At 69.3% G+C, this 22,036-nt stretch carries 22 protein-coding genes; 5 read left to right on the plus strand and 17 right to left on the minus strand.

Annotated features, from left to right (window positions below):
- Positions 1-33 precede the first annotated feature (33 nt).
- The 4 genes from K3888_RS08375 to K3888_RS08390 all read right to left on the minus strand — a co-directional run bounded on the left by K3888_RS08375 (position 34) and on the right by K3888_RS08390 (position 2,878).
- Entirely contained in the window at positions 34-315 is a 282-nt protein-coding gene (locus K3888_RS08375; protein WP_230929805.1) for a type II toxin-antitoxin system RelE family toxin, read from the minus strand.
- Positions 312-587, minus strand: a complete 276-nt coding sequence (locus tag K3888_RS08380; protein ID WP_230929806.1) for a type II toxin-antitoxin system Phd/YefM family antitoxin — start codon at positions 585-587, stop codon at positions 312-314. Before K3888_RS08380 ends, K3888_RS08375 begins: the two co-directional genes overlap by 4 nt.
- Positions 588-665: 78 nt before the next feature.
- Positions 666-1,745: a phosphotransferase family protein gene (locus K3888_RS08385; RefSeq protein ID WP_230929807.1), complete on the minus strand. Its 1,080-nt coding sequence runs from the start codon at positions 1,743-1,745 to the stop codon at positions 666-668.
- Positions 1,742-2,878, minus strand: a complete 1,137-nt coding sequence (locus K3888_RS08390; protein ID WP_230929808.1) for a TIGR03857 family LLM class F420-dependent oxidoreductase — start codon at positions 2,876-2,878, stop codon at positions 1,742-1,744. Before K3888_RS08390 ends, K3888_RS08385 begins: the two co-directional genes overlap by 4 nt.
- A 255-nt stretch (positions 2,879-3,133) precedes the next feature.
- Here K3888_RS08390 and K3888_RS08395 point away from each other — a divergent pair, with 255 nt between their 5' ends.
- A complete protein-coding gene (locus K3888_RS08395) occupies positions 3,134-3,769 on the plus strand; it encodes a maleylpyruvate isomerase family mycothiol-dependent enzyme (protein ID WP_230929809.1) in 636 nt (211 codons plus the stop codon).
- Positions 3,770-3,875: 106 nt separating this feature from the next.
- Here K3888_RS08395 and bioD read toward each other — a convergent pair whose 3' ends face one another.
- From bioD to bioB, 4 genes are read right to left on the minus strand one after another with little or no spacing between them, the layout of a single operon-like run.
- Positions 3,876-4,634: an ATP-dependent dethiobiotin synthetase BioD gene (gene bioD / locus K3888_RS08400; RefSeq protein WP_230929810.1), complete on the minus strand. Its 759-nt coding sequence runs from the start codon at positions 4,632-4,634 to the stop codon at positions 3,876-3,878.
- Positions 4,631-5,776 carry an 8-amino-7-oxononanoate synthase gene (locus K3888_RS08405; RefSeq protein WP_230929811.1) on the minus strand — a complete coding sequence of 382 codons (1,146 nt, stop codon included), beginning with the start codon at positions 5,774-5,776 and terminating at the stop codon, positions 4,631-4,633. Before K3888_RS08405 ends, bioD begins: the two co-directional genes overlap by 4 nt.
- Positions 5,773-7,125, minus strand: coding sequence for an adenosylmethionine--8-amino-7-oxononanoate transaminase (locus K3888_RS08410; RefSeq protein WP_230929812.1), 1,353 nt, complete (start codon positions 7,123-7,125; stop codon positions 5,773-5,775). The genes K3888_RS08405 and K3888_RS08410 overlap by 4 nt, the downstream gene beginning before the upstream one ends.
- A gap of 1 nt (position 7,126) precedes the next feature.
- A complete protein-coding gene (bioB, locus tag K3888_RS08415; protein ID WP_230929813.1) occupies positions 7,127-8,335 on the minus strand; it encodes a biotin synthase BioB in 1,209 nt (402 codons plus the stop codon).
- A gap of 107 nt (positions 8,336-8,442) precedes the next feature.
- On the opposite strand from bioB, the gene K3888_RS08420 reads away from it, so the two are divergent.
- Entirely contained in the window at positions 8,443-8,973 is a 531-nt protein-coding gene (locus tag K3888_RS08420) for a TetR family transcriptional regulator (protein ID WP_230929814.1), read from the plus strand.
- A gap of 61 nt (positions 8,974-9,034) precedes the next feature.
- On the opposite strand, the gene K3888_RS17840 is transcribed toward K3888_RS08420, so the two are convergent.
- The 5 genes from K3888_RS17840 to K3888_RS08445 form a co-directional block, all read right to left on the minus strand.
- The gene (locus K3888_RS17840) at positions 9,035-9,907 is read right to left on the minus strand and encodes a helix-turn-helix transcriptional regulator (protein WP_230929815.1); all 873 of its coding nucleotides are present in this window, start codon (positions 9,905-9,907) and stop codon (positions 9,035-9,037) included.
- A gap of 258 nt (positions 9,908-10,165) precedes the next feature.
- On the minus strand, positions 10,166-12,445 hold the full coding sequence (locus K3888_RS08430; RefSeq protein WP_230929816.1) for a N,N-dimethylformamidase beta subunit family domain-containing protein: 2,280 nt from the start codon (positions 12,443-12,445) through the stop codon (positions 10,166-10,168).
- The gene (locus K3888_RS08435; RefSeq protein WP_230929817.1) at positions 12,442-12,828 is read right to left on the minus strand and encodes a N,N-dimethylformamidase alpha subunit family protein; all 387 of its coding nucleotides are present in this window, start codon (positions 12,826-12,828) and stop codon (positions 12,442-12,444) included. Before K3888_RS08435 ends, K3888_RS08430 begins: the two co-directional genes overlap by 4 nt.
- Positions 12,829-13,043: 215 nt before the next feature.
- Complete coding sequence (locus K3888_RS08440; RefSeq protein WP_230929818.1) at positions 13,044-13,589, minus strand: CAP domain-containing protein; 546 nt, start codon at positions 13,587-13,589, stop codon at positions 13,044-13,046.
- 174 nt (positions 13,590-13,763) lie between these two features.
- The gene (locus K3888_RS08445) at positions 13,764-14,348 is read right to left on the minus strand and encodes a CAP domain-containing protein (protein WP_230929819.1); all 585 of its coding nucleotides are present in this window, start codon (positions 14,346-14,348) and stop codon (positions 13,764-13,766) included.
- A 136-nt stretch (positions 14,349-14,484) separates the two neighbouring features.
- Between K3888_RS08445 and K3888_RS08450 the strand changes: the two genes are divergently transcribed.
- Positions 14,485-16,572, plus strand: a complete 2,088-nt coding sequence (locus tag K3888_RS08450) for an NADPH-dependent 2,4-dienoyl-CoA reductase (protein ID WP_230929820.1) — start codon at positions 14,485-14,487, stop codon at positions 16,570-16,572.
- 224 nt (positions 16,573-16,796) lie between these two features.
- On the opposite strand, the gene K3888_RS08455 is transcribed toward K3888_RS08450, so the two are convergent.
- Entirely contained in the window at positions 16,797-18,452 is a 1,656-nt protein-coding gene (locus K3888_RS08455; protein WP_230929821.1) for an MFS transporter, read from the minus strand.
- Positions 18,453-18,571: 119 nt separating this feature from the next.
- Here K3888_RS08455 and K3888_RS08460 point away from each other — a divergent pair, with 119 nt between their 5' ends.
- Positions 18,572-19,681 carry a baeRF3 domain-containing protein gene (locus tag K3888_RS08460; RefSeq protein ID WP_230929822.1) on the plus strand — a complete coding sequence of 370 codons (1,110 nt, stop codon included), beginning with the start codon at positions 18,572-18,574 and terminating at the stop codon, positions 19,679-19,681.
- 77 nt (positions 19,682-19,758) lie between these two features.
- Complete coding sequence (locus K3888_RS08465) at positions 19,759-20,556, plus strand: SurA N-terminal domain-containing protein (RefSeq protein ID WP_230929823.1); 798 nt, start codon at positions 19,759-19,761, stop codon at positions 20,554-20,556.
- A 69-nt stretch (positions 20,557-20,625) separates the two neighbouring features.
- Here K3888_RS08465 and K3888_RS08470 read toward each other — a convergent pair whose 3' ends face one another.
- The 3 genes from K3888_RS08470 to K3888_RS08480 all read right to left on the minus strand — a co-directional run bounded on the left by K3888_RS08470 (position 20,626) and on the right by K3888_RS08480 (position 21,926).
- A complete protein-coding gene (locus K3888_RS08470; RefSeq protein ID WP_230929824.1) occupies positions 20,626-20,778 on the minus strand; it encodes a hypothetical protein in 153 nt (50 codons plus the stop codon).
- Positions 20,778-21,632: a class E sortase gene (locus tag K3888_RS08475; RefSeq protein WP_372459553.1), complete on the minus strand. Its 855-nt coding sequence runs from the start codon at positions 21,630-21,632 to the stop codon at positions 20,778-20,780. Before K3888_RS08475 ends, K3888_RS08470 begins: the two co-directional genes overlap by 1 nt.
- Before the next feature lie 138 nt (positions 21,633-21,770).
- Complete coding sequence (locus K3888_RS08480; RefSeq protein WP_230929826.1) at positions 21,771-21,926, minus strand: hypothetical protein; 156 nt, start codon at positions 21,924-21,926, stop codon at positions 21,771-21,773.
- Positions 21,927-22,036 lie beyond the last annotated feature (110 nt).

The raw sequence follows: 22,036 nt of genomic DNA on the forward strand, positions 1-22,036 counted from the left end.
GACCGCCTGCCCGGCGAGCCCCGGAGTGCCGCGTCAGGTGCGGTAGACGTGGGCGCGATGGTCAATGTCGATGATCACCACGGTGTGCTGCTCCTCGTCGACGCGGAGCAGGACACGATAGTCCCCGCGCCGTGCGCTGCGTAATCCCTCGAGCTCGTGTCGCAGGGGCTTGCTCAGTCTCAGCGGATTCGCCGCAAGGGGGCCCGAGATGAACTCGATGATCGCGTGGACGACGCGCCCGGGCAATCTCGACAGCGCTCGCCGGGCCGGGGAGGCGACCTCGACGTTGTACGGTGACGCGTTCTCTGCGCTCACCGTGGTGGCAGACCGTATGCGGAGCGAAGGTCGGCGAGGGATGTGGTGTCACCCGCGGCGTACTCGCGCTCAGCGTCGGCCACGGCCTCTCGGGTGTCCGTACGGGAGAGCCAGTAGATCGTCTCGCGCAGGGACTCCAGATCGTCAGCCGACATCAAAACCGCAGCCGGCCGGCCATGCCGGGTGATGGTGATGATGTCGTGGGTGGTCTCCGCGCGTTCGACCAGTGCCGACAGTGTGTTCTTGGCCTCGCCCAGCGGGATCGTATCCATGATCGACACTATAGGCTGATCAATAGCCTTTCGATAGCTCAAAGTGAGGCCTAAATAGGGGCCCGGGCGTTTCGCCCGTTAGCCTCCTCGGACCACCGCGAGGGCGCCATGGTCGGCGATCGCCCGGCAGGACCGCCGCATGAGCAGCGCGAACATCTCGTCACCCCGCGCGGTCCGGGTGCCGTACATCCACCCGAAGATCCCGACCACCGGAGTCTGCAGTAGCCCGTAGACGTAGTCGTCCCAGCACTCGTCGACCGTGTAGTCCGTCACGCCGTACCCCACGAGGGCGCGGTGGTAGTCGGCGACGATCCCGCGCTCCGCGGCCCGCCGATCGTCCACCGTGAGGCTCGAGCCGAGGAACCCGCCGAGGTCCCGGCCGGGCAGCCCCGTGGTGAGCGTCTGCCAGTCACACGCCAGCGAGGGCAGCCGCCCCGCGGGGTCGATCAGCATGTTGTCGGCCCGGTAATCGGCATGCAGGAGTCCGAAGCGCTCGGCCCGGCCGTTGGCCCACTGGGCGATGAGTGGCGCGATCTCGGACAGGGCCTGCCGCTCGTCGGGGGAGAGGCGATCCCCGAGTTCGGCGAGGAATGCCTCCAATGCGGGCCCTCCCAGTTCCTGCAGGGCCACGTTGTCGTCGTCGGACGGCACTGACAGGTCCGCGGTCTCGCGCAGGGACGGATCGCACCACCGCGGGCCGTGGAGGCCGGCGAGATTCACGGCGCTGTCACGCGCGTCGGCGACGGACAGTCCGGCCAGCTGGTCGCCCTGCACGCGAGGCGCGACGTCGTCGAGCACGAGCGTGAACTCGCCGTCCCGCTCGCCGAGGGCCGCGAACCGGCAACGCGGCACCCGCACGTCCACCGTCGGCGCGAGGTCGCGGTAGAACAACACCTCGCTGCGATACACGCCGTGCAACAGGGGACGCATGCCCTCGTCCGGGTTCGGCAGCTTGACGAACAGCGTCGGTGGGAGCTCGTCGCCCTCGACATGGGCTCGGACGCAGCACCCGATCTGGCCGGTCTCGATCGTCTCCGTGCGCACCGAGTGCACAGTTGTGGCGAGCGCCGTGGAGAGCCACTCCGCGGTGACCTCCTCCGGAGTGCAGGCGACGGCGGGGCGGGCCGCGTCCGCCTGTGGGGTCTCGACGACGGTCATGACGGGGTGTCCTTCCGGGAGAGGAATCTTCCTGGATTGAGATCGAGGTGGGCGAAGCGTGCGGGGTCCCGCCGTGGCCGCCACGCCTCGAGCACGGGCGCGAGTTCGTCCGGGGTGGCGCCGTGCAGGACCACCGAGTCCGCACCGAGCGCCAGCTGGGCCTCGATCCGGTCCGCGCAGTGGCTCGCACTGCCGACGGCGGCGCACTCGAGCCACTCGTCCGGCAGCACGTCACGGGCGTGCCGGAGGATGTCGAGATCGTCGGTCGCGTCGAGCGCACCCGCGTGGGCGGACAGGCGCTCGTCTGAGCGAAACGTCTCCAGCCCGGCCGCGTCCCAGCCGTTCACGCGGACCAGGACGTCGCCGTATCCGGTCAGGTAGGTGGCCAACCGGCCGGCGAGCTTGCGCAGGCGCGCGGCCTCATCGAGCGAGTCCTCGATGGTCGCCATCACCGACCAGATCCGCACCGATGCGGGATCGCGACCGGTCTTCTCGGCGGACTCGCGGACCAACCGTACCGACCGCTCTACCGCGGCGTCCGACATGAAGGTGTGCAGCACCACCCCGTCGGCCAGCCGCCCGGCCAGGCGCAGCGAATTGTCGCCCATCGCCATGAGCAGGATCGGGATGTCCTCGTCGAAGGAGGTGTCCTGCACCAGGTAGGGGTAGGTGCCGGCGGGGCCGTCGTGCCCGGCTACCGCTCCGCCGCGCCACAGGGTGCGGTAGATGCCCATGGCGTCGGCGAGCTGCGCCGAGGTGACGTGGGGCAGTCCCATGATGTCGAACAGCAGCGGGATGCCCCTGCCCAGTCCGAACGCGTAGCGTCCGCCCGACATCCGGTGCAGCGTGGTGGCCATGGTGGCTGTGACCAGCGGGTGACGGGTGTTGTGATTGGTCGCGGCCGTGCCGATGCCGATGCGGCTCGAGGCGGCGACCGCGGCTCCGGCCAGCACTCCGGCGTCCTTGAGGGCGAAGCGCTCCGACAGCAGAATCGACCCGAGTCCGAGCTCCTCTGCGCGGGCCGTCTCCGTCAGCAGGTCGGCCGGTGATGCGGAGTGGCCGGCCAGCCCGTAACAGGCGAGTTCCGGCATGAGCGGGGCGGCGGGGTCTTCTGCGGTGACTTCTGCGGGCATGGGTGCTTTCCGGCGGCGGGGCCTCACGGGTCGTCGGCAACGGACGCCCGGTGATGCGGGTCACATGGTCGTGTCGATCGTACGGCCGGGAGAGGGCGGCGGGGCCGGTTCGCGGGCCCGGGTAGCGGTCGAGGAACGACAATCCCGTGGCAATCTGTGGCTCCACGGCTTGCGCGATCTCTCCTGGCCGACCGCCGACGTCGGGAATACTCGAGCCCGGTGGAGCGGTGGCCGTGGCGGCGAAAGGGATCGGGCATGGACATCTGGAAGGCGACGCACCAGGCGCGTCAGGATCTCGCGGATGACCTGGCCGGGCTCGATGATGCGCAGTGGCGTCAGCCGACTCTGTGCGCCGAATGGGACGTCGAGCATGTCGTCGCCCACCTCAGCGCGGCGGCATCGGTCGGAAAATGGGCGTGGATGCGCAGTATCGTCGGGTCTGGGTTCCGGCCTACCGTGCACAACGACCGCCGACTGCGTGAGCATCTGGGGTCAACGCCCCGGGAGACGCTCGAGATCTTCGGTGCGGTGATCAACTCGACAGTTGCCCCGACGGGTGATCTTCCGGCGTACCTGGGCGAGGTGATCGTGCACTCCGAGGACATCCGATATCCACTGGGGCTGCCGAGCCGATGCGACGTCGACGCGGCCACCGAGGTCGCGCGGTTCTATGTGTCCCGGAACTTCACGGTGAACAGCAAGTCCGCCGCCGCCGGGCTGAAACTGCGCGCCACCGACGGGCCGTTCAGCGCCGGCGACGGGCCCGAGGTGAGCGGCCCGACCCTCGCGCTGGTGATGGCGATGGCCGGCCGCCGGAGCGATCTCGACCAGCTCACCGGCGACGGCATGCCCCTGCTCGTCGACCGGCTGGACCGCGGCGCCGCCAGGTAGCACCATAGCTGGCGGCAACGAGAACTCGCTCGACGAAATGCGCGAGGAACGCCGAGAAATCGAGCACCGTGTCGAGCGAACTCCGCCGCGTCGTGGGCGGTCGCACTCAGGTGCTGATCGCCGCCGGTAGAGAACGCTCGAGCGTGGCGACCGTGCCCGCCTCGAACCAGTCCGGAGCGCGACGGACGAACTCGTCGGGAGTGAGCCCGCCGGCGCCGTACGGGACACGGCCCAGCACCGGCACGCCGGTCAGACGCGGCAGGTCCTCGAGGTTGCAGCGGTCGGCCAGATTCGGATCGAACGGCCACGAGCCCACCACCACTCCCGCGCATCGCAGTCCCGAGGCGTCGATCGCGCGGACGGTGAGCTCGGTGTCCGACAGCGTGCCCAGACCGGCCCGCGCCACCACGACGAGCGGGGCGTCGAGGGCGGCGGCCAGGTCGAGGATCGTCAGGTCGGTCCCGAGGCGCACGAGCAGCCCACCCGCGCCCTCGACCAGGTCCAGGCGCCGCGGCGGCGACCCGGTGGCGTGGTCGCCCGTGCCGGGCGAGCCGAGCCAGTCGCGAATCGGACCGAGCAACTCCTCGCGCGTGGACTGCGGCAACCCGGCCACTCGGGCGGCGGTCTCGGGCGCGAGCGGATCGGGGAGCCTCCGCACCTCGAGTACCCGCTCCACGCCGGACAGCCGCGCCGCCTCGTGGGCGTCGCCGGGCTCGCCGGGCACCAGCCCGGTCTGGACCGGCTTGCAGATGCCCACGTCCAGCCCGGCCGAACGTCCCAGCGCCGCCAGTGCCGCAGTCGCGATGGTCTTACCGACGTCGGTCCCGGTGCCGGTCACAATCACCGGACGGTCGACGGCCGTCATGCCGGGACCCTGCTGTCGGCCAGTACCTCGGTGAGGACATCGCACGCGGTGGCCAGGTCGGCATTGGAGAGGTCGGCGCGTGCGGTGAGCCGCAGCCGCGCCGTACCCTCCGGGACCGACGGCGGCCGGAAGCAGCCCACGCGGAGCCCCAGCTCAGCGCAGCGCTGCGAGGCCGCGTAGGCGCGTTCGGCGTCGCCGAGGATCACCGAGACCACCGCCGACGAGGGCCGGTCCGCGCCGGTCACCTCCGCCAGGTGTTCGGCAACCTCAAGCACGCGGCGGGCCCGCTCGGGCTCGCGACGCAGCACCGCCAGGGCCGCTCGCGCCGCGCCCACGCTCGCCGGCGCCAGCCCGGTGTCGAAGATGAAGGTGCGCGCGGTGTCGATGAGGTGGTCGCGCACCCGCTCCGAGGTCAGCACCACCCCGCCCTGCGACCCGAGCGCCTTGGACAGCGTCGCCGTGACCACCACGTTCTCGTGCCGTGTCAGCCCGAGCTCATCCACGAGCCCGCGCCCGCCGGCCCCGCGGACGCCCAGCCCGTGGGCCTCGTCGACGAGCAGTACAGCCCCGTATCCCTCGCACGCCGCGTGCAACGCGGTCAGTGGTGCGAGGTCGCCGTCGGCGCTGTACACCGAGTCGGTGACGACCAGCGCCCGCTCCTCGGATCGCCCCGCGAGCGCCCGCTCCACGGCCGCGACGTCACCCCGTTCGACGACGACGACGCGCGCCCGCGACAACCTGCACGCGTCCACGAGCGAGGCGTGCGAACCACCGTCGGAGACGATCAGCGACCCGCGCCCGGACAGTGCCACGACCGCGCCGAGATTGGCCGTGTACCCGGAGGAGAACACCAGCGCCGAGGGGCGGCCGGTGAAGCCGGCGAGCTCGTCCTCCAGTTCCTTGTGGTCGGTGGTCGTGCCGGTGACCAGTCGAGATCCGGTCGCGCCGGCGCCCCACCGGCGGGTCGCGGCGATCGCGCCCTCGAGCACCTCGGGGTGGGTGCCCAGGCCGAGATAGTCGTTGGAGGCCAGGTCGAGCACGCCGTCGCCGGCCGTTCGCGGGCGCAGGGCTCGGTGCAGGTGGCGGGCCCGCCGGTTCGCTGCGGCGGCATCGAGCCAGTCGAGCGTGGGGGAGTGGGTCATCGTGTTGCTCCTACCCGCGCCCCGGCGAGGGCTGCGGCACAGATCGTATCGATCTCGTCGTCGCTACAGATGTAGGGCGGCATCGCGTAGATGAGATCCCGGAAGGGGCGCAGCCACACGCCTCGCTCGGTGATGGCTGTTGTCGTCGTTGTCATCTCCACCGGCCGGTCCAGCTGGATCACGCCGATCGCTCCGAGGACCCGCACATCCACCACACCCGGGAGGTTGAGCGCCGGGGCCAGGCCGTCGCGCAAGCGCGCGGCGATCCGCGGCACCTGCGTGCGCCACTCGCCGGCCTCGATGAGGTCGAGCGAGGCACACGCGACCGCGCACGCCAACGGATTGCCCATGAACGTCGGGCCGTGCGCGAGTCCGCCCGCCTCGCCCGCGCTGATCACCTCGGCCACGTGATCGGTGGTGAGCGTGGCTGCCAGGGTGAGGTATCCGCCGGTCAGGGCCTTGCCCAGGCACAGGATGTCGGGCGCGACGCCCGCGTGGTCGGCGGCGAACAGCTCGCCCGTGCGGCCGAAGGCGGTGGCGATCTCGTCGAAGATGAGCAGGGTGCCGGTCTCGTCGGCCAGTCGCCGCAGATCGCGCAGGTAGTCAGGGTGGTGGAAGCGCATCCCGCCCGCGCCCTGGACCACCGGCTCGACGATGATCGCGGCCAGTTCGTCGGCGTGGTCGCGGATCGTGCGCTCGAGTTCGGCGACGTAACCGGGACGATAGTCGGCGGGCGGGGCGGGGGCGAACACCTGCTCGCGGACGACCCCGCGCCACAGGCTGTGCATGCCGCCCTCGGGGTCGCAGACGCTCATCGGGCTGAGCGTGTCGCCGTGGTAGCCGCCGCGCCAGGTGGCCAGCCGGGTGCGGCCCGGGCGGCCCAGCGATCGCTGGTACTGGATGGCCATCTTGGCCGCGACCTCCACCGACACCGAGCCCGAGTCCGCGAGGAAGACCTTGTTCAGCTCACCTGGCGCTATCCGCGCGAGCCGTTGCGACAGCTCCACCGCCGGTGCATGCGTGAGCCCGCCGAACATGACGTGGCTCATCGTGTCGACCTGCCGGTGCGCGGCCGCATCCAGGTGCGGGTGCCGGTAGCCGTGGACGGCCGCCCACCACGAGCTCATGCCGTCGATGAGTTCGCGGCCGTCGGCCAGGCGCAACCGGACCCCGTCGGCCGAGGCCACGGGCAGCGGCTGCGTGGACGCCGGGAAGCCGCCGTAGGGATGCCAGACGTGCGCGGCGTCGGCGGCCAACAGTGCTTCGGTCGGCTGCGGGTCCGCGGTCGACCGCGGGTCTGTGGCACACCCCGCGGAGATGGTCCCCGAGGTGGCGATCTGCGTGGGCATGTCAGGCGTTCGCGGGTTCGCTGGTGCCCGCGCCCCGGGTGCGGATCGCGACCGGATTCTGCTTGGACCCGGCGGCGGACTCGGCCGTGCCGGCCGGCTCCGGCGCTGCGTCCTGGCCGGTGGGTGTCGGCGCGGTGGTGGCGTTGTCGTCGTCGCTGTCGCGGCGCCCGGCGCGCCCGCCCTCTGCATCGGTATCCATACGCAGGACCTCGAGTCCCGCGTCGGCGATCATCTCCAGGTCGGCCGCGCCCGGCTGGCCCTCGGAGGTGAGGTAGTCGCCCAGGAACAGCGAGTTGGCCACGTACAGCGCGATGCCCTGCAGGTTGCCGAGGTGACGCTCGCGGCCGGCGGCCACGCGGATCTCGGTGTCCGGCGCGACGAAGCGGACCATCGCGAGGATGCGCAGGCAGTCGCGCGGGTTGAGCGTGTCGACGCTCTCGAGCGGAGTGCCGTCGAAGGGCAGCAGGAAGTTGACCGGGATCGAGTCGACACCCTTCGCGCGCAGGTCGAAGGCCAGCTCGACCAGCTGCTCGTGGGTCTCGCCCATGCCGGCGATGAAGCCCGAGCACGCGGACAGGCCGGCGCCGTGGGCCTGGCTGACGGTGTGCTCGCGGTCGGTGTAGGTGTGCGTGGTGCAGATCTCCTCGTAGTGGCTCTCGGCCGTGTTGAGGTTGTGGTTGTAGGCGTCCGCGCCGCTCGCGCACAGCGACTCGGCCTGGCCGTCCTTCAGTGCGCCCAGGCATGCGCAGACCTCGACGCCAGGCGTGTCCGACTTGATGGCCTCGATGATGTCGGTGACCTTGCCGACCTCGCGGTTGCTCGGGCCCGTTCCGCTCGCGACCAGGCAGACGCGCGAGGCGCCTGCCGCGATGCCTGCCTTGGCCGCGGTGACGGCCTCGTCGGTGTTCAGCCACGTGTAGCGCAGGATGCCGGCCGTGGAGTTGAGGCGCTGCGAGCAGTAGAAGCAGTCCTCCGGGCACAGGCCGCTCTTGAGGTTGACCAGGTAGTTGACCTTGACCTTGTTGCCGAAGTGGTGGAAGCGCAGGCGGGAGGCGGCGGCCACGACCTCCATGAGCTGGGCGTCCGGGGCGCGCAGGACGGCGAGAGCGTCGGCGGCGGAGATCTGGTTGCCGGCCAGGACGTGGTCGGCGAGCTCGTGCCAGCGCGGGGTGGCGGGTTGCGGGGTGGCGGACTCGATATTGGCGGCCATGGCTTCCTCCTGAACGGCGTTCATTGAACGGTGTTCAAGGTAGCGGGGCCGGCCCATCTTGTACAGCGTTCAGGCGCGGGGGTGCCCGGTCGGTAGGATCGGCGATCGTGGCCCTTTCCAAGACGTCGGTCGTCGATACCGCCCTCGAGCTCCTGCGCGAGTCCGGGCTGGCGGGCATGTCGATGCGCACGCTCGCGACGCGGATCGGCGTCCAGCCCAGTGCCCTGTACTGGCACGTCCCGTCCAAGCAGGCGTTGCTCACCGGCGTCGCCGAGCGCGTGTTGGCCTCCATGCGGCCGGTCGAGGCGGGCGACTCCGCCGCTGCCGAGCTGCGGGCGATCGGCGAGGCGCTGCGCGCGGCGGTGACCGGCGTGCCCGACGGCGCCGAGATCGTGGCGCTCGGGCTCGCGGCGGGGGCTGTGAACCCGGTGGCCGACGCCGTCGAGGCGGCCTGCGCGCGGTACGACGAGGCCGACCGGGCGCCCGGGCTCACCACCGCGCTGACCGGCTACGTCATCGGGCTCGGGCTCGAGGAGCAGACGCACCACAACCTGCGGGCCGCGGATCCCGGGATGGCGGCCGTCGACTTCGGGCCGCGTTTCGGGGCCGGGCTCGAGGCGCTGCTCGCCGGGGTGTGAGGCACTTTAGGGTTCCAGGGTCGCGGTCACTGTCGGTTCTCCACGTGGTCGACCGTGGGTTCTACCCGAAAAGCAGAAAACCCTCTTCTCCAGCGCGAGTCGAAAGCTCGGTTCGCGAGGCGAACTGGGTCTTGTCAAGGATGTTCTCGAGGTGCTTCGCGACCGTGGGCGGCGAGATGCGCAGCTGCCTGGCGATACGAACATTGGTGTCACCACGCGCAGTGGCGGCGACGACCTGCAGTTCGCGATGCGTCAGCGAGTAGGGAGGGGCCGTCTCGCTGACCATCAAGAGCAGCCCCTCGGACACTGAGACTGTCTGAACCTCCAGCCAGCCCCCGTCGTCGTGTCGCCAGAGCCAGCGTCCCAATCGCCGATCAGTCAATCCCGCCCATTGCTGCGCGATCATCGGGATCAACGGCTCATACAGTTCGGCCGGTACAGGGTGTGGACCTTGTCGGAGCGGTTGCACTCGCCCGTCTTTGTTGACGAGTACCGCAGTCGCCTCGGAACTCAGCTCTTCTGACAGGCCCCTGTGGGCCGCGATCCGATCGACCAGTGGAGACAACAAGCGCTGCATCCAGCCAGCAGCCTGCATCACGGAGTCTTCCAGTGCGGCCCGGTCGTCGACGCTGACGTGAAGTGTGCCGGTATAGCGCCCTCGCGCACTGTAAAGGCACACCGAAAATCCTTCATCGAATCCAGCAGGGATAAAGACCTCCCTTGCCGACTCTGATTGACGGTAGTTGAACGGGGTGTCCGCCCACCGCAGTGGCGCGGAGCTGTCACTCCTCATCAATTTGTAGAGCTCGTCACGTTCTATGAACCCCTCGTCGAGGTAGTTCGCCACCGGCTGCGGGTAACCCCGATCAGCAATGGTGTAATGCTTGGATTTCAGTGGGTCATATCGTGAGATCTTGGCTGCTACGTAGGGCACGATCTCGTGGATGACATCGAGGACATCGTGGGCCCGCGACGAGGCGACACGGTCGTCTGCAACTATCGTCCCGATCGTGAGGAGTTCTGGAGCATGCGGTGTTGACGGCGACTGACGCCCGGGGGAACACGCGCGAGATATTGGGTAGACGGACGGGTTCATATACTTACCTGGAGGCTTAAGAGGGATGTGATCCAGGTTACTCCCAGATGCACGTGCCGGTCGAGCCCGCGCGACACCGCGGGCCCGACCGGGACGTCAGCTACCGGCCCCGTACGGCGCCGGGCCGTCGGCGGCGAAACGATCCAGGACGTTTTTCGTCAGCCGCGAAATGTTGTTGTCGTACTGGTTGTGGGACAGGGAGCCGCAGTAGGCGATAGAACTGACTGACCACACACCGCCACCGTTCGCTGTGGGGAAGTAGACGATATCGCCACGCACGCGGGGGTTATGCGTGCCCGTCGTGCCGGCCGTGTTGAAGAACAGTTCTTCCGTGACTTCGGCGTAGGCGTCGGTGTGTGCTGCGGACGCTGCCACGACGAGTGTTTCGGGAGGTGTACCCAGGCTCGCATCGCAGATATCCAACTCCAGTCCGGCGGCGCCGTCGCCGACGAGTCCGAAATCGCCCAGTACCTCGTCCTCGATCCCCTCGAACATCCAGCTGGCTTCGCTGGAGTAACCATCGGGAGTTCGGTAATAGGGTTCGGAGACATCGAAGCCCTCGGATCCGAAGCCCACGCCGAAGAGCCGCTGAGGAGCGCGGCCACGGTGCCGCCACAACGAGCCGTACTCACCGCTGAATGACAAGTGATATTCGCCAGCGGCGGCTTTCCACGCATTATTCCCGTGACCCTTGCGTACTTCGATGACATCGCCCTCATCGCCATCGTAATTTGTGACCCAGTAAAATCCATTCGCCCCCATGTACATCAATCGGCCGCCCTGTTCGGTGTACTCGTGGAGTCCGTCGAGCATTTTTGCCGAGTAGTACTCTGGGTGCGTTCCGGTGATCACCACGTTGTAGGCCTCGAGGGTGCTCGGGCCTTCACGGTGGAGGTCGAAATCGGTCATCACGTCGAAGTCATACCCGAGTTCGATCATCCAGTCGATGAGGTGAAGGTCGGCATTGAATTGCCACAGCGACGGCGAGAGCCAGTGACGGAATCCCGGTCGCATGTTCAGAATCGGGCGCAGTCTGCTGGAGTGCGCCACTCCGGAGCCGTCTGAATGGTGATCATATGTCGACAATCCGAATTCGCGTTCTCGCGAGAGCGTGATATTCGCTTCCTGGAGGACCGGCACCCGCGCTGTCATCAATTGTGCGAGTGGTACGTCGAGTGCGACGTGGTCATTCGCATACGCCATGTAGCTCGCGGTGGGGGCCAGGAAGAGGATCTTTTTCTCCTCTCCCTTTTTCGGACGGACATAGAACGGGACGTAGTCGGTGTCGTTCTCTGCTCGTAGCCTGACTGCGTACAATGCGGAGGGGAGGTCATCAGCGATGGGCAGCGTGAAATCGACCTTCCACCGAGCGTCATCCAGGTCATCCTCATGGAAATGAATCGCGCCATATTGTTCGGGCGCGTGGATGAAGTTCTGTTCGTCGGCGAGCCAGTTGTACCCGGTGACGCCGCGGGTGGGCATATTGACCGTTCTGCCGTGCAGTTCGTTGCCGGAGGTGTCTGAGATCCTGCGTGGCTCGTCGAGTCCTCGCTTCGTGATCTCGTTCTCGAAGTCCCAGGCTCCGACGAGCCGGGGGAGGGAGGCCGGATCGGCGATTGCGGTGTGTAGATCGTCGAAAGGCACCCACGCTGCATACGCACGAGGGCTATCGATCTTACCGTTGAACAACGCGCCCGGAATCTGACCGATCAGTTCGTCCGTGTCCTTGCCGACGTGCGCAGCGAACTGGAGAGGTGCCTCGTTATGGAGGCGAGGAACGACGCTAGTGGTGTCTTCGGCACGGGCGGTCGTCGAATCGAATGAGCTCGCGATCGCGAATCGACCGTTGGTCCTGGTCACATACGGCAACTGGGTCACCTCGACCTTGCCATTGCGGTAGGCCCCGGCGACCAGGTACCAGATTCCTTCCAGGAGGGGCTTGTCGGTTGAGTGTCGAGATACGCCACCGTCGCCATCTCCGAGTCGAAGCTCGATGCAACGCTCTTCGTTGATGTACAGGCCGAATCCCGACTCGGTGGGCTGGTGCCACTTCGACATGATGGCTTGCACGCCACTTGCCAGCCGGGTCGGACAGACCATCGCGACGAAGGTGATCCCGTCTTCCGACCTGAGATCATCGGCGCGCTCCACTACTGCAAAGGAGCCGGTGTAGATCCGCTGTACCCTGCCTTCGTAGGAGTCCGGCAGATCGGTCTCTATCTCGCGGATCTTGAAGCCGGGGCCGTCAGGATTGGTGTCGCCGTGAATGAGTTGAACCACGTCTGCCCGGTAACTCTCCGCGTCGCAACTGACCAGGACGTCGAGAGCGTCTCCGGGGAAGGCGCTGAACCTGTCCGCGTAACCGATGATCTTCATGATTCCTCCTCGATCAGTCCTGCGTCCCGGAGCCGCATCAGGAATATGCCGTGCTCCGCCTCGTCGCGGTCGGAATACGCTTGGTCAAGTAGCTGTGGGAGCTCTTTGGGCATTCCAGTGATTCGGGCGACTCGCCATTCTTCGTGTGGAATGGTGCAGACGAGAATGTACTTTCCCGACATGGTTCCGTGATGCTTCCGGAGGTGGATGAGCACCCGCTCCAGCTCGTCGGAATGGTGACCGATTGGCCGTTCTCTGTGCTCCGCGATAATCGCTGAGGTGACCCGCGGACTGATGTGCTTATCGAAGATGATGCGCTCGGCAACGGCATGGACTTCGTTCTCGCGACGTCGCTGGTCGCTGAGGCTTGGTAGCGTCGGCAATTCCGATCCTTTCTAGGCCCAAACTAGGATGTGTGATCCACATCACCTAGAAAATTAATGTGTGGCTGCAGGCGCCGCTATACGCAGTAATGCGTACGGGGCCGCGTCGCAGAACCGGGCGGCAGGGCTGATCTGGTGCCGCCGCGAGGGCGACCGGGCCTGCGGTGTGTGCGCTGGGCTGAGCCGTGATCGGACAGGTCCCGCCCCGAGCGGGCTCAGTACCGCGCGAAGACCTGCGTGGCGTAGAGCTTGCTGTTCTCGGCCACCGCCACGCCCACTCCCATGTCGGTGTGGTCGGCGCGCAGCAGGTTGACGCGGTGGCCGGGGGAGGCCATCCACTGGTCCACGAGCTGCTGCGGGGTCGCGCATTTGTAGTTCTGCAGTACGTTCTCCGACCAGCTCCTCCAGCCTGTCGGGATCTGCGCGGCGACGTCCGGGTTGTGGAACATGCGGTTCTCGCGAGCCTGCGCGCCGCTCCAGTCGGCGGCCACCCGGGAGAGGGCATCGTTGACACGGATCGGCTCGCGGTCGTAGGCCACGCGCGCGGCGTTGGTGGCGTCGGTGAGCTGTGACCGGTACTCGGCGCTCGTCGGATCGGTCTCGAATCCGGTGCACTGGTTGCCGACGGTGAACCCGAAGGAGGAGCCGGGGACGAAGAGCTGCTGCGCGGACGCAGCGGGCGCTCCGGCCAGGCCGATCGCCACGGCGACGGCCGCGGCGGCGACGAAGGGGCTCCGGGGGCGGGAAGAAATACGGTTCACGGGCGGGTCTCCCAGTGTGTGCGCCCGAGGGGTGGGCATGGAGCGACCCTGAGGGGTGGGGCCGACGACCTGAGGGATGGGCCGCAGCGCACACGGTAGACGCCGGCGGAGGGGCCGCGCCACCCGTCGGTCCCGCCGGTCGACTGCCTGTGTTATGGGAGTTGTTCCTGGGGCCTATGCGAAGTCGAGCACCACGTGGATGGAGCCGTCGGCTGCGGTTGCCGTACCCGCTCCTACCTGCGTGAACCCGCCGTCGAGCATCCGCTCGCGCATGCCGGTATCGGCCAGCAGTGCGGTGAGCACGTTCGGAGGCGTGGCCTGGGCCGGGAGCGCGAGAGTGGTGCGGTCCGTGGTCGACACAGCGTCCGGCACGGGTAGGTCGCCGGTCGCCGTATCGCCCGCGGCCAGTTCCCCTGCGCGGTCGAGGGCGCCGGTCTCGAGGGCGGGGGAGGTCGTCAGCCGGTCCGCGCCCACGGCGGTCCGCGCCTCGTTGATGCCGGCCACGACCGTGCCGGCGAACGCCTTCTGGTTGATCTCGTCGGGTATCGCGGCGAGGTGGCCGGCCTGCTCTTCGGGGGCTGGGTCTCCCGGTGCGGTCGGGGCGGGCGCAAGCCCGAACAGCGCGGCGATTCCTGCCAGGTCCACCGAGAGCGGAGCGGTCGGCCCGAACGAGCTCTGCGCTGCGGCGGTGCCGGCGCCCATGGCGAGAAGGAGGGCGGAGGTTCCCGCGACGACGGCGGAACGGATCGGGTGACGCACGTGATGTCCTTTCCTGGGCGGCTGCCGGACCCGGATGGGCCGCTACTGCTCGACTCTAGAGCCGCCGAATCACTTACGCATCATTCGTCACATGAGTCACATTCGTTACAGCGTGCGGCCCGGCACAATGGGGGCCATGAGCACGAGCCATCCGCACCTTCTCAGCCCCCTCTCCGTCGGGCCCCTCACCCTGCGCAACCGCCTGGTCATGGGGTCGATGCACACCGGGCTCGAGGACCGCAGCAGGCACCTGCCCGAGCTCACGGCCTACTTCGTCGAGCGGGCCCGCGGCGGCGCGGCGATGCTCGTGACCGGCGGATACGCGCCGAACGTCGAGGGGTGGCTACTGCCCGCCGGTTCGATCATGGCCTCGCGCCGTATGGCCGACAAGCACCGCGCGCTCACCGACGCCGTCCACGCCGAGGACTCGCACATCCTGCTGCAGGTCCTGCATGCCGGGAGGTACGGATACCAGCCGTTCGTGCGCTCGTCGTCGTCGTCAAAGTCCCCCATCAGCCCCTTCCGGGCCCGCGGCCTGTCGGCGCGCGGGGTGGAACGCACGATCGACGACTGGGTGCGCGCGGCGCGGCTGGCCAGGCGGGCGGGCTACGACGGCATCGAGATCATGGGCTCCGAGGGCTACCTCATCAACCAGTTCCTCGCCGCCCGCACCAATCATCGCGACGACGCCTGGGGCGGTACCGCGAGCGCGCGTATGCGCTTCCCCGAGGAGATCGTGCGCCGCGTCCGCGACGAGGTGGGCGCCGATTTCCTTCTGCAGTACCGCATCAGCCTGCTCGACCTCGTCGACGGCGGCCAGACCTGGGAGGAGACGGCCGAGCTCGCCCAGCGCCTCGAGGCCGCGGGCGTGGACGTGTTCAACACGGGGATCGGCTGGCACGAGGCGCGCATCCCCACCATCGTCACCTCGGTCCCGCGCGGTGCGTTCGTCGACCTCACCGCACGGCTCAAGGAGACCGTCGGCGCGCCGGTGATCGCCTCCAACCGCATCAACACCCCGGGCCTGGCCGAGCAGATCCTCGCTGCCGGGCAGGCCGACCTCGTCTCCATGGCGCGGCCGCTGCTCGCCGATCCGGCGTTCGCGTCCAAGGTGGCCGAGGGGCGGGCCGACGAGATCAACATCTGCATCGCCTGCAATCAGGCATGCCTCGACCACACTTTCGCGAACAAGCGCGCCTCCTGCCTGGTCAACCCGCGTGCCGGCCGCGAGACGGAGCTTCTCCTGACAGTCGCGCCCGCCCGTCGCCGGGTGGCCGTGGTGGGCGCCGGGCCCGCCGGGCTCGCGTGCGCCGAGGCCGCCGCATCGCGCGGGCTCGCGGTGGAGGTCTTCGAGGCGGAGTCCGAGCTCGGCGGGCAGTTCCGCTACGCGATGCGCGTGCCCGGCAAGGAGGAGTTCGCCGCGTCGCTGGACTACTTCCGTCGCCGCCTCGAGGTGCTGGGGGTGCCCGTCCACCTGGGCCGCCGCGCCGAGGCCTCCGACCTGGCCGACTTCGACCACGTCGTGGTGGCGACCGGCGTCCGCCCGCGCGAACTCGACCTGCCCGGCGCCGACCACTCCATGGTCATGACCTACCCGCAACTGCTCACCGGCGAACGCACCCCGGGCCGGCGCGTGGCAGTGATCGGGGCCGGCGGGATCGGCGTGGACGTCTCCGAGTTCCTGCTTGCGGGCGGCCCCGGCATCGCGATCGACGGGCGCGAGCCGCACGGCCACTCCACAGATCTCGCGGCATGGAACCGCCGCTGGGGCGTGGTCGACCCCGCGACCGAACGCGCCGGCCTGGGGGCCGCCGTGCTCGATGAGCCAGCGCACGAGGTGCACCTGCTGCAGCGCAAGACCTCGAAGATCGGCCGCGGGCTGGGCAAGACCACCGGGTGGGTGCATCGCGCCGAGCTCGACGCCGGCGGCGTACACAAATACACCGGGGTGACCTACGTGAAGATCGACGACGACGGGCTTCACATCCTCGATTCGGAAGGCCGGCCGCGGCTGGTCGGTGTCGACTCGGTTGTGGTGTGCGCCGGTCAGGAATCGGTCCGCGATCTCGCCGATGAGCTATCCGGTGAGCCGGGTGGTGCCCGTGCCGAGGGCGGCGCCCGAGCTGTGCCGCGGGTGCACGTGATCGGCGGGGCCGATGTGGCCGCCGAACTCGATGCCAAACGGGCGATCAAGCAGGGCGTCGAACTGGCGGCTGCCCTCTAGGGATGCTTCTACGTTCGTCCAGCGTGCGCATCCCCGCCCGGGAGTCGCTGTCTTGCAACCCGCGGAGGAGGGCTCGGGGGCGGAGGACCCGTGGCAACCCGGGGCGGAGGATGCGTGGCAACCCGCGGCGGAGGACGCGTGGCAACCCGGGCCGGAGGACGCGTGGCAACCCGCGGCGGAGGGCCGGGGGCGATAAGCCGGTGGGGTCTCAGGCGGCGGGTGGGTCAGCTGGGGGCCCCGGCGCCTTCCCGGTCGGCCCGTACCTCGCGGCGACGGTCGACGATGCTGAACGCCAGCGCCCCCGCGGCCAGAGCGGCAATGATCCCGAGTGCCGCACGGAACGCGAGCAGCCAGTCGCCGTTCGCCGCGACGATCCCGAACAGCACGCCCGGCACGATCGCCGTGCCCACCGCCGTGCCCATGCGCTGGCCCAGCGAGATGATGCTGCCGGCCACGCCTCCGTACGCGGGGTCCACGGCGCGCAGCGTGAGCGTCTGATTGGGCGAGATCGTCATGCCCTGCGCGATGCCGACGAACGCCGCCGGCACCATGAACACCAGGTAGTGCAGCGCGCCTGACTCAACGAACCCTGCCAGAACGATGAACGCCAGGAGCGCGCAGATCGTGAGCGTGAACCCGGCGACCACCATCCGCCGTCCCAGCTGCAGCACGAACCGCCCCGCGACCTGCGCCGACACGGCCGCGCAGATCGAGGCGGGCAGGCTGATGAAGGCCGAATCGATGGGCGCATAACCCAGGTGGAACTGCAGGTAGAGCGGCATGACGATCCACAGGCTCGTGCCGCCCACGAAGTAGATCGACACGATCACCATGCCGTTGCGAAAGCCCGCGTCGCGGAAGATGTCCGGATTGACCAGCGGGGGCCGGCCGATCCGCTCGTAGCGACGCTCCCACCAGGCGAACATCCCGAGGAGCGCCAGCCCGGCGGGCACGAGGGCCCAGAGCGCGGGCGGGGCCTCGCGGCTGAGGAACGGCAGCATGATCGTCAACACGGCCACGCCGAGCAGGAGGATGCCGACCGGATCCAGGTCCAGCCGCTGACGACCGGGCCTGATGGCAGGAGCGCGGGCCGCGGTCGAGGCGATCGCGCGATCGGACGCGAGTGCAGCCGCGGCGTCCTCGTCGGTGTCCTTGTCGTAGTCGTCGTCATCCAGTCGCGCCGACGCCCCGGCGCGGGCCCGGGACAGCCCGACGTCGCGCGCGGCGTCCTCGCCCGTGGGGGTCGGGATCCGCCGGTCGTCCGGCAGCCACCGGTACCCCAACGCCAACGCGAGCACGCCGAGCGGCACGTTGACCAGGAACATCGCGCGCCAACCCAGGTTGTCGCCGAGCGCCTGGATGAGCAGTCCGCCGACCAGGGGCCCCGACGCGGTGGCCACGGACACGGTGGTGGCCATGGTCGCGAACGCGCGCGCCCGGGCCTCCTTGCGGAAGTACTTCTGGATGAGGCCGAACGTCTGCGGGTTGAGCATCCCCGAGCCGACGCCCTGGACCAGGCGGGCGGCGTTGAGCATCTCGATGCCCTGGGCGAACCCCGCGATCACCGCGCCCACGATGAACACGGCGATTCCCGCGAGGAAGATCCGTTTGCGCCCGGTCGCGTCGCCGAGCCGCCCCGACGGCACGAGCAGCAGCCCGAATGACAGCGCGTACCCGGACACCACCCACTGCAGGCCACTCGAGTCCGCCTGCAGCGAATCACCGATCACCGGCAGCGCGACGTTGATCACTGACAGCGCGATCAGTGCCATGAACAGCGGCACCATGAGCGTGACGAGGATCCGCGCGGAGCTCACCGCGGGCTGGCCCGCTGGCGACGTCGGTCGCCGGTCGGCGGGGGTAGAAGGCGGATCGGTCACGACCGCGATGGTAGCCGCGTGTGCCAAGGAGAGGCCCCGGGAACGACGACGACGAGGTGCGCACCTGCCCGGCCGGTGAACCGGTCGCGGCCCACCGGGCACATCAGTAGCGTCGGGTCATGGCTGATATCACCCGCACCGCAGAAGCCGATTCGATCACCAAGGCCGATCTCGCCGAGCTGGGGAACGTCACCGGCCCGGCCGTGTCGATCTACATGCCCACCGCGCGCGGTGGTGCCGAGGTCCGCGAGAACCCGATCCGCGCCAAGGCCCTGATCAAGGACGCCGAGGCCGGTCTCAAGGCCAACGGCGCGAGCGCGGAGGCGGCCGCCGAGATCCTCGGCCCGCTGGTCGCGCTGCTCGAGGACGACGAGTACTGGCGCTACCTCGCCGACGGGCTGGCGATGTACGCCGCCGAGGGATTCTGGCGGGCGTACCGGCTGACCATCGACTTCCCCGAGGTGGCGTACGTGAGCGACCGGCTGGCCGTGCTGCCGGTGGTATCCGCGGGGATGCACCAGGACGACTTCCTGCTGCTCGCGCTGAGCCAGAACAAGGTCCGCCTGTTCGAGGCGACCTTCGCTACCATGCGCGAGATCGACCTGGGGCCCATCCCCGCCTCGATCGAGGACATCAGCGGCGAGACCACCCCACCCCCACATCAACAGCAGCACTTCGGCGCCGGCGGCGGGGGCGTCATTCACAGCCACGGCACCGGCGCCGAGGTCGGAGACGTGCAGCTCGACAAGTTCCTGCGGCAGGTCGCGCAGGGGCTCGGGGAGGTGCTGGAACCCAACGACCGCCGGCCCGTCGTGGTGGCGGCGGTGGCCGAGTACCTGCCGACGCTGCGCGAACACCTGGCCTACCCGCACCTGCTCGGCGAGGCGGTGGCCGGCAACCCGGACGCCTCGCGGCCGGATGAGCTGCACGAACGGGCCTGGGCGATCGTCCATCCGGCGTTGCGGGCGCGGTCGGAGGCCGACGCGGAGCGGTTCGGCGACGCGATCGGGGCGGGGCGCGCCCTCGCCGGCGGCGGTTCGGACATCCTGCACGCGGCCCGCGACGGCCGGGTCGACACCCTGTTGCTCACGCGCCGCCGCTGCACCGCCGACCACGGCCCCGATGACCTGGATTCGGCGGTCGGCCAGGTGCTGGCGACGTCCGGCACGGTGCTCGTGGTGGACACGCTGCCCATGGACGTGGCCGAGGGCGCGATCCTGCGGTTCTGACGCGCGTGCACAGGGTCCGCCTAACTCCGATGTGTAGCCTCGGCGGACCGATGCACCCATCAACGTCAGGAGATCGTGTGCTCAAGCAGAAATGGCGGCTGGCAGTGGCCGCGGCGGGGTCCGTGCTCATCGTGGCGGGCTGCAGTGCGCCCGGCGACGGCGACTCCGCACAGCCCGAACCGCAGGCCGCGACCGAGCAGGCCGCCCAGGACCAGGGCGAAGGCGCCGACGGCGGTGCCGCGCAGGGCCAGGGCCCGGACACCAGCAACATCCCGGACCCGGTGGCCGTGGTCAACGGCGAAGAGATCACCAAGGCCGAGTTCGTCTCGGTGCTCGAGGGCCAGTACCAGCAGATGTCGATGCAGGCCCAGATGTCCGGCCAGCCGGTCGACGAGGAGCAGATCAAACAGCTGTCCATCGAGGGGCTCGTGGGCAGCGCGCTGCTCGAGCAGGAGGCCGCCGACCGCGGCATCGAGGTCTCGGACGAGGAGAAGGACGCCTCGCTCCAGGAGTTCGCCGACACCAACCAGGTGAGCAAGGACGAGTTCGTGGCCAAGATGGGCGAGCAGGGGATGGACCGTGCCGGCGTGATGGACCAGATCGCAAAGCAGCTGCGGGTGGAGAAGCTCATCACCGAGGAGTACGGCGAGTTCTCCCCGAGCGACGACGAGGTCCGGGCCGCCTATGACCAGGTGGCGCAGCAGCAGTCGATGATGGGCGGCGCCGAGGGTGGCGCCGGCGCCCAGCAGCTCCCACCGCTCGAGCAGGTCCGCCCGCAGGTCGAAGAGCAGCTCAGAGCCGAGAAGCAGGCCGAGCAGATGCAGACCATGTCCGACGAGCTGCGCGAGGGCGCGGACGTGACAGTGAACCTGTAGAAGGCCTGCCGGGGTGGTTCCGGGGTGCCGCCGCCGGGTCGCCAGCACCGGTTGGCGTAGGTGCCTGCCCTACACGGTCACGTCCGTGTAGGGCAGTTGCGCCGACACCCACGGGAACACGACTTCCATGAGCAGCAGGACAAGTGCTGCCAGGAGCACGATCAGCAGCACGATCTTGACCGGCTTCGGTCCGGGCAACGATCGCCACAGGTAGGCGTACATCAGTGCTCCTCCAGTGCGGCGGGCCGGGTGTCGCCCGCCTTCGGGATGGTCTCGACGAGGGCGGCGTGGACGATCAGACGCTCCGCGTTGGAGAACTGCGGATGGCACGTCGTGAGGGTGAGCAGGCGTTCGGCCGCGGCTTTGACGGTGTCGTCGTCCTCTTCTCCCCACGCGGTACCCGGCACGGGGCTGATCACCTCGATCGCCTCCGGCGTCGTGATGTGGCGTCCCTGCACGTGGGAGTAGTCGCCCGCGTTGACGCGCGCGGCCTGCTCAGGCGTGAGACACCGCTCGGCCGCGGCCCGGCGCTGCGGCCCGTCGGCCTCGACGGGGAGCAACCGGTACGTCATCCACTGGGACGCGGTCTCCACCACCACCGCGTCGCAGGAGTTCAACTGATCGAGATGCTGAAACACGGCCCCGGAGCCGTTCCGGTGGCCGGCGAGGGCGAAGTTCCCGCGCTCGCCCGGCATCTGGGTGTCCACGTAATGGCCGGGACCGGTGCGCAGATCCTCGTCGCGGGTGCCCTCGAGCACGGTATAGGCGGCGTCCTCGCCGAGAGTCGGCAGATGGACGCGGGCGAAGGCCTGGCCGGGCGGGGGAGCGACCGGCGGGGCGGGCTCGGTTCCTGCCGCCGGGTCGGCGTTGTTCCAGCGATCCTCGAGCTGCGCGGTCGCCTCGTCCTGCAGGTGGCCGGAGGCGAGGTTCGTCCAGAACGCCTCGTAGATCACGAACAGCAGCAGGAGCGCCCCGGCGGTGAGGAGGAGTTCGCCGGCGACCTGACCGGTGCCGGGCCTGCGGCCGGTCTGCGCCGACGGTGGCTCGGCCGGGTCCGGTTGACGGGCCGGCGCCACGGGATCGGTCACGGGCTCGGCTCCCTTCGACGAGCGCGCTCGGTCGCGAGCGGGACGGATGAATGGTCTCATGACGCGCCCGGCCCCCGGCGCAGCGTGGCTGCGCCGAAGGCCGGGGCGAGCATAGGCGGTCTGCGCCTAGAAGGGCAGGTCGGACGAGCTCACCGTGGAGCTGCCCAGGTCACCGCCGAGCAGGTCGTACAGGAAGATCGACAGTCGGCCGAGCAGGTCGACCCCGGCGGAGCCGGTGGTCTGGACGTCCTCGATGACGCTGCCGAGCGGGATGCTGAACATGGGTACTCCTCTGGGTTGGTTCGAACAAACAAGGGACCTGATGCCCCGACGCGGTGTGCGCGTGCTGGTGAACCAGGATGCACACACCGCGTCGGGGTGGAACTGAAGCG

The organism is Dietzia aurantiaca (genome assembly GCF_021033825.1).
GTDB lineage: Bacteria > Actinomycetota > Actinomycetes > Mycobacteriales > Mycobacteriaceae > Dietzia > Dietzia aurantiaca.

What these genes read in the sequence shown, in the direction of transcription:
- K3888_RS08390 (WP_230929808.1), bottom strand. Translation starts at nt 2,878, where the DNA reads ATGCCCGCAGAAGTCACCGCAGAAGACCCCGCCGCCCCGCTCATGCCG.
- K3888_RS08410 (WP_230929812.1), bottom strand. Translation starts at nt 7,125, where the DNA reads ATGCCCACGCAGATCGCCACCTCGGGGACCATCTCCGCGGGGTGTGCC.
- K3888_RS08480 (WP_230929826.1), bottom strand. Translation starts at nt 21,926, where the DNA reads ATGTTCAGCATCCCGCTCGGCAGCGTCATCGAGGACGTCCAGACCACC.
- K3888_RS08385 (WP_230929807.1), bottom strand. Translation starts at nt 1,745, where the DNA reads ATGACCGTCGTCGAGACCCCACAGGCGGACGCGGCCCGCCCCGCCGTC.
- K3888_RS08430 (WP_230929816.1), bottom strand. Translation starts at nt 12,445, where the DNA reads ATGAAGATCATCGGTTACGCGGACAGGTTCAGCGCCTTCCCCGGAGAC.
- bioB (WP_230929813.1), bottom strand. Translation starts at nt 8,335, where the DNA reads ATGGCCGCCAATATCGAGTCCGCCACCCCGCAACCCGCCACCCCGCGC.
- K3888_RS08470 (WP_230929824.1), bottom strand. Translation starts at nt 20,778, where the DNA reads ATGTACGCCTACCTGTGGCGATCGTTGCCCGGACCGAAGCCGGTCAAG.
- K3888_RS08380 (WP_230929806.1), bottom strand. Translation starts at nt 587, where the DNA reads ATGGATACGATCCCGCTGGGCGAGGCCAAGAACACACTGTCGGCACTG.
- K3888_RS08460 (WP_230929822.1), top strand. Translation starts at nt 18,572, where the DNA reads ATGGCTGATATCACCCGCACCGCAGAAGCCGATTCGATCACCAAGGCC.
- bioD (WP_230929810.1), bottom strand. Translation starts at nt 4,634, where the DNA reads ATGACGGCCGTCGACCGTCCGGTGATTGTGACCGGCACCGGGACCGAC.
- K3888_RS08405 (WP_230929811.1), bottom strand. Translation starts at nt 5,776, where the DNA reads ATGACCCACTCCCCCACGCTCGACTGGCTCGATGCCGCCGCAGCGAAC.
- K3888_RS08450 (WP_230929820.1), top strand. Translation starts at nt 14,485, where the DNA reads ATGAGCACGAGCCATCCGCACCTTCTCAGCCCCCTCTCCGTCGGGCCC.
- K3888_RS08395 (WP_230929809.1), top strand. Translation starts at nt 3,134, where the DNA reads ATGGACATCTGGAAGGCGACGCACCAGGCGCGTCAGGATCTCGCGGAT.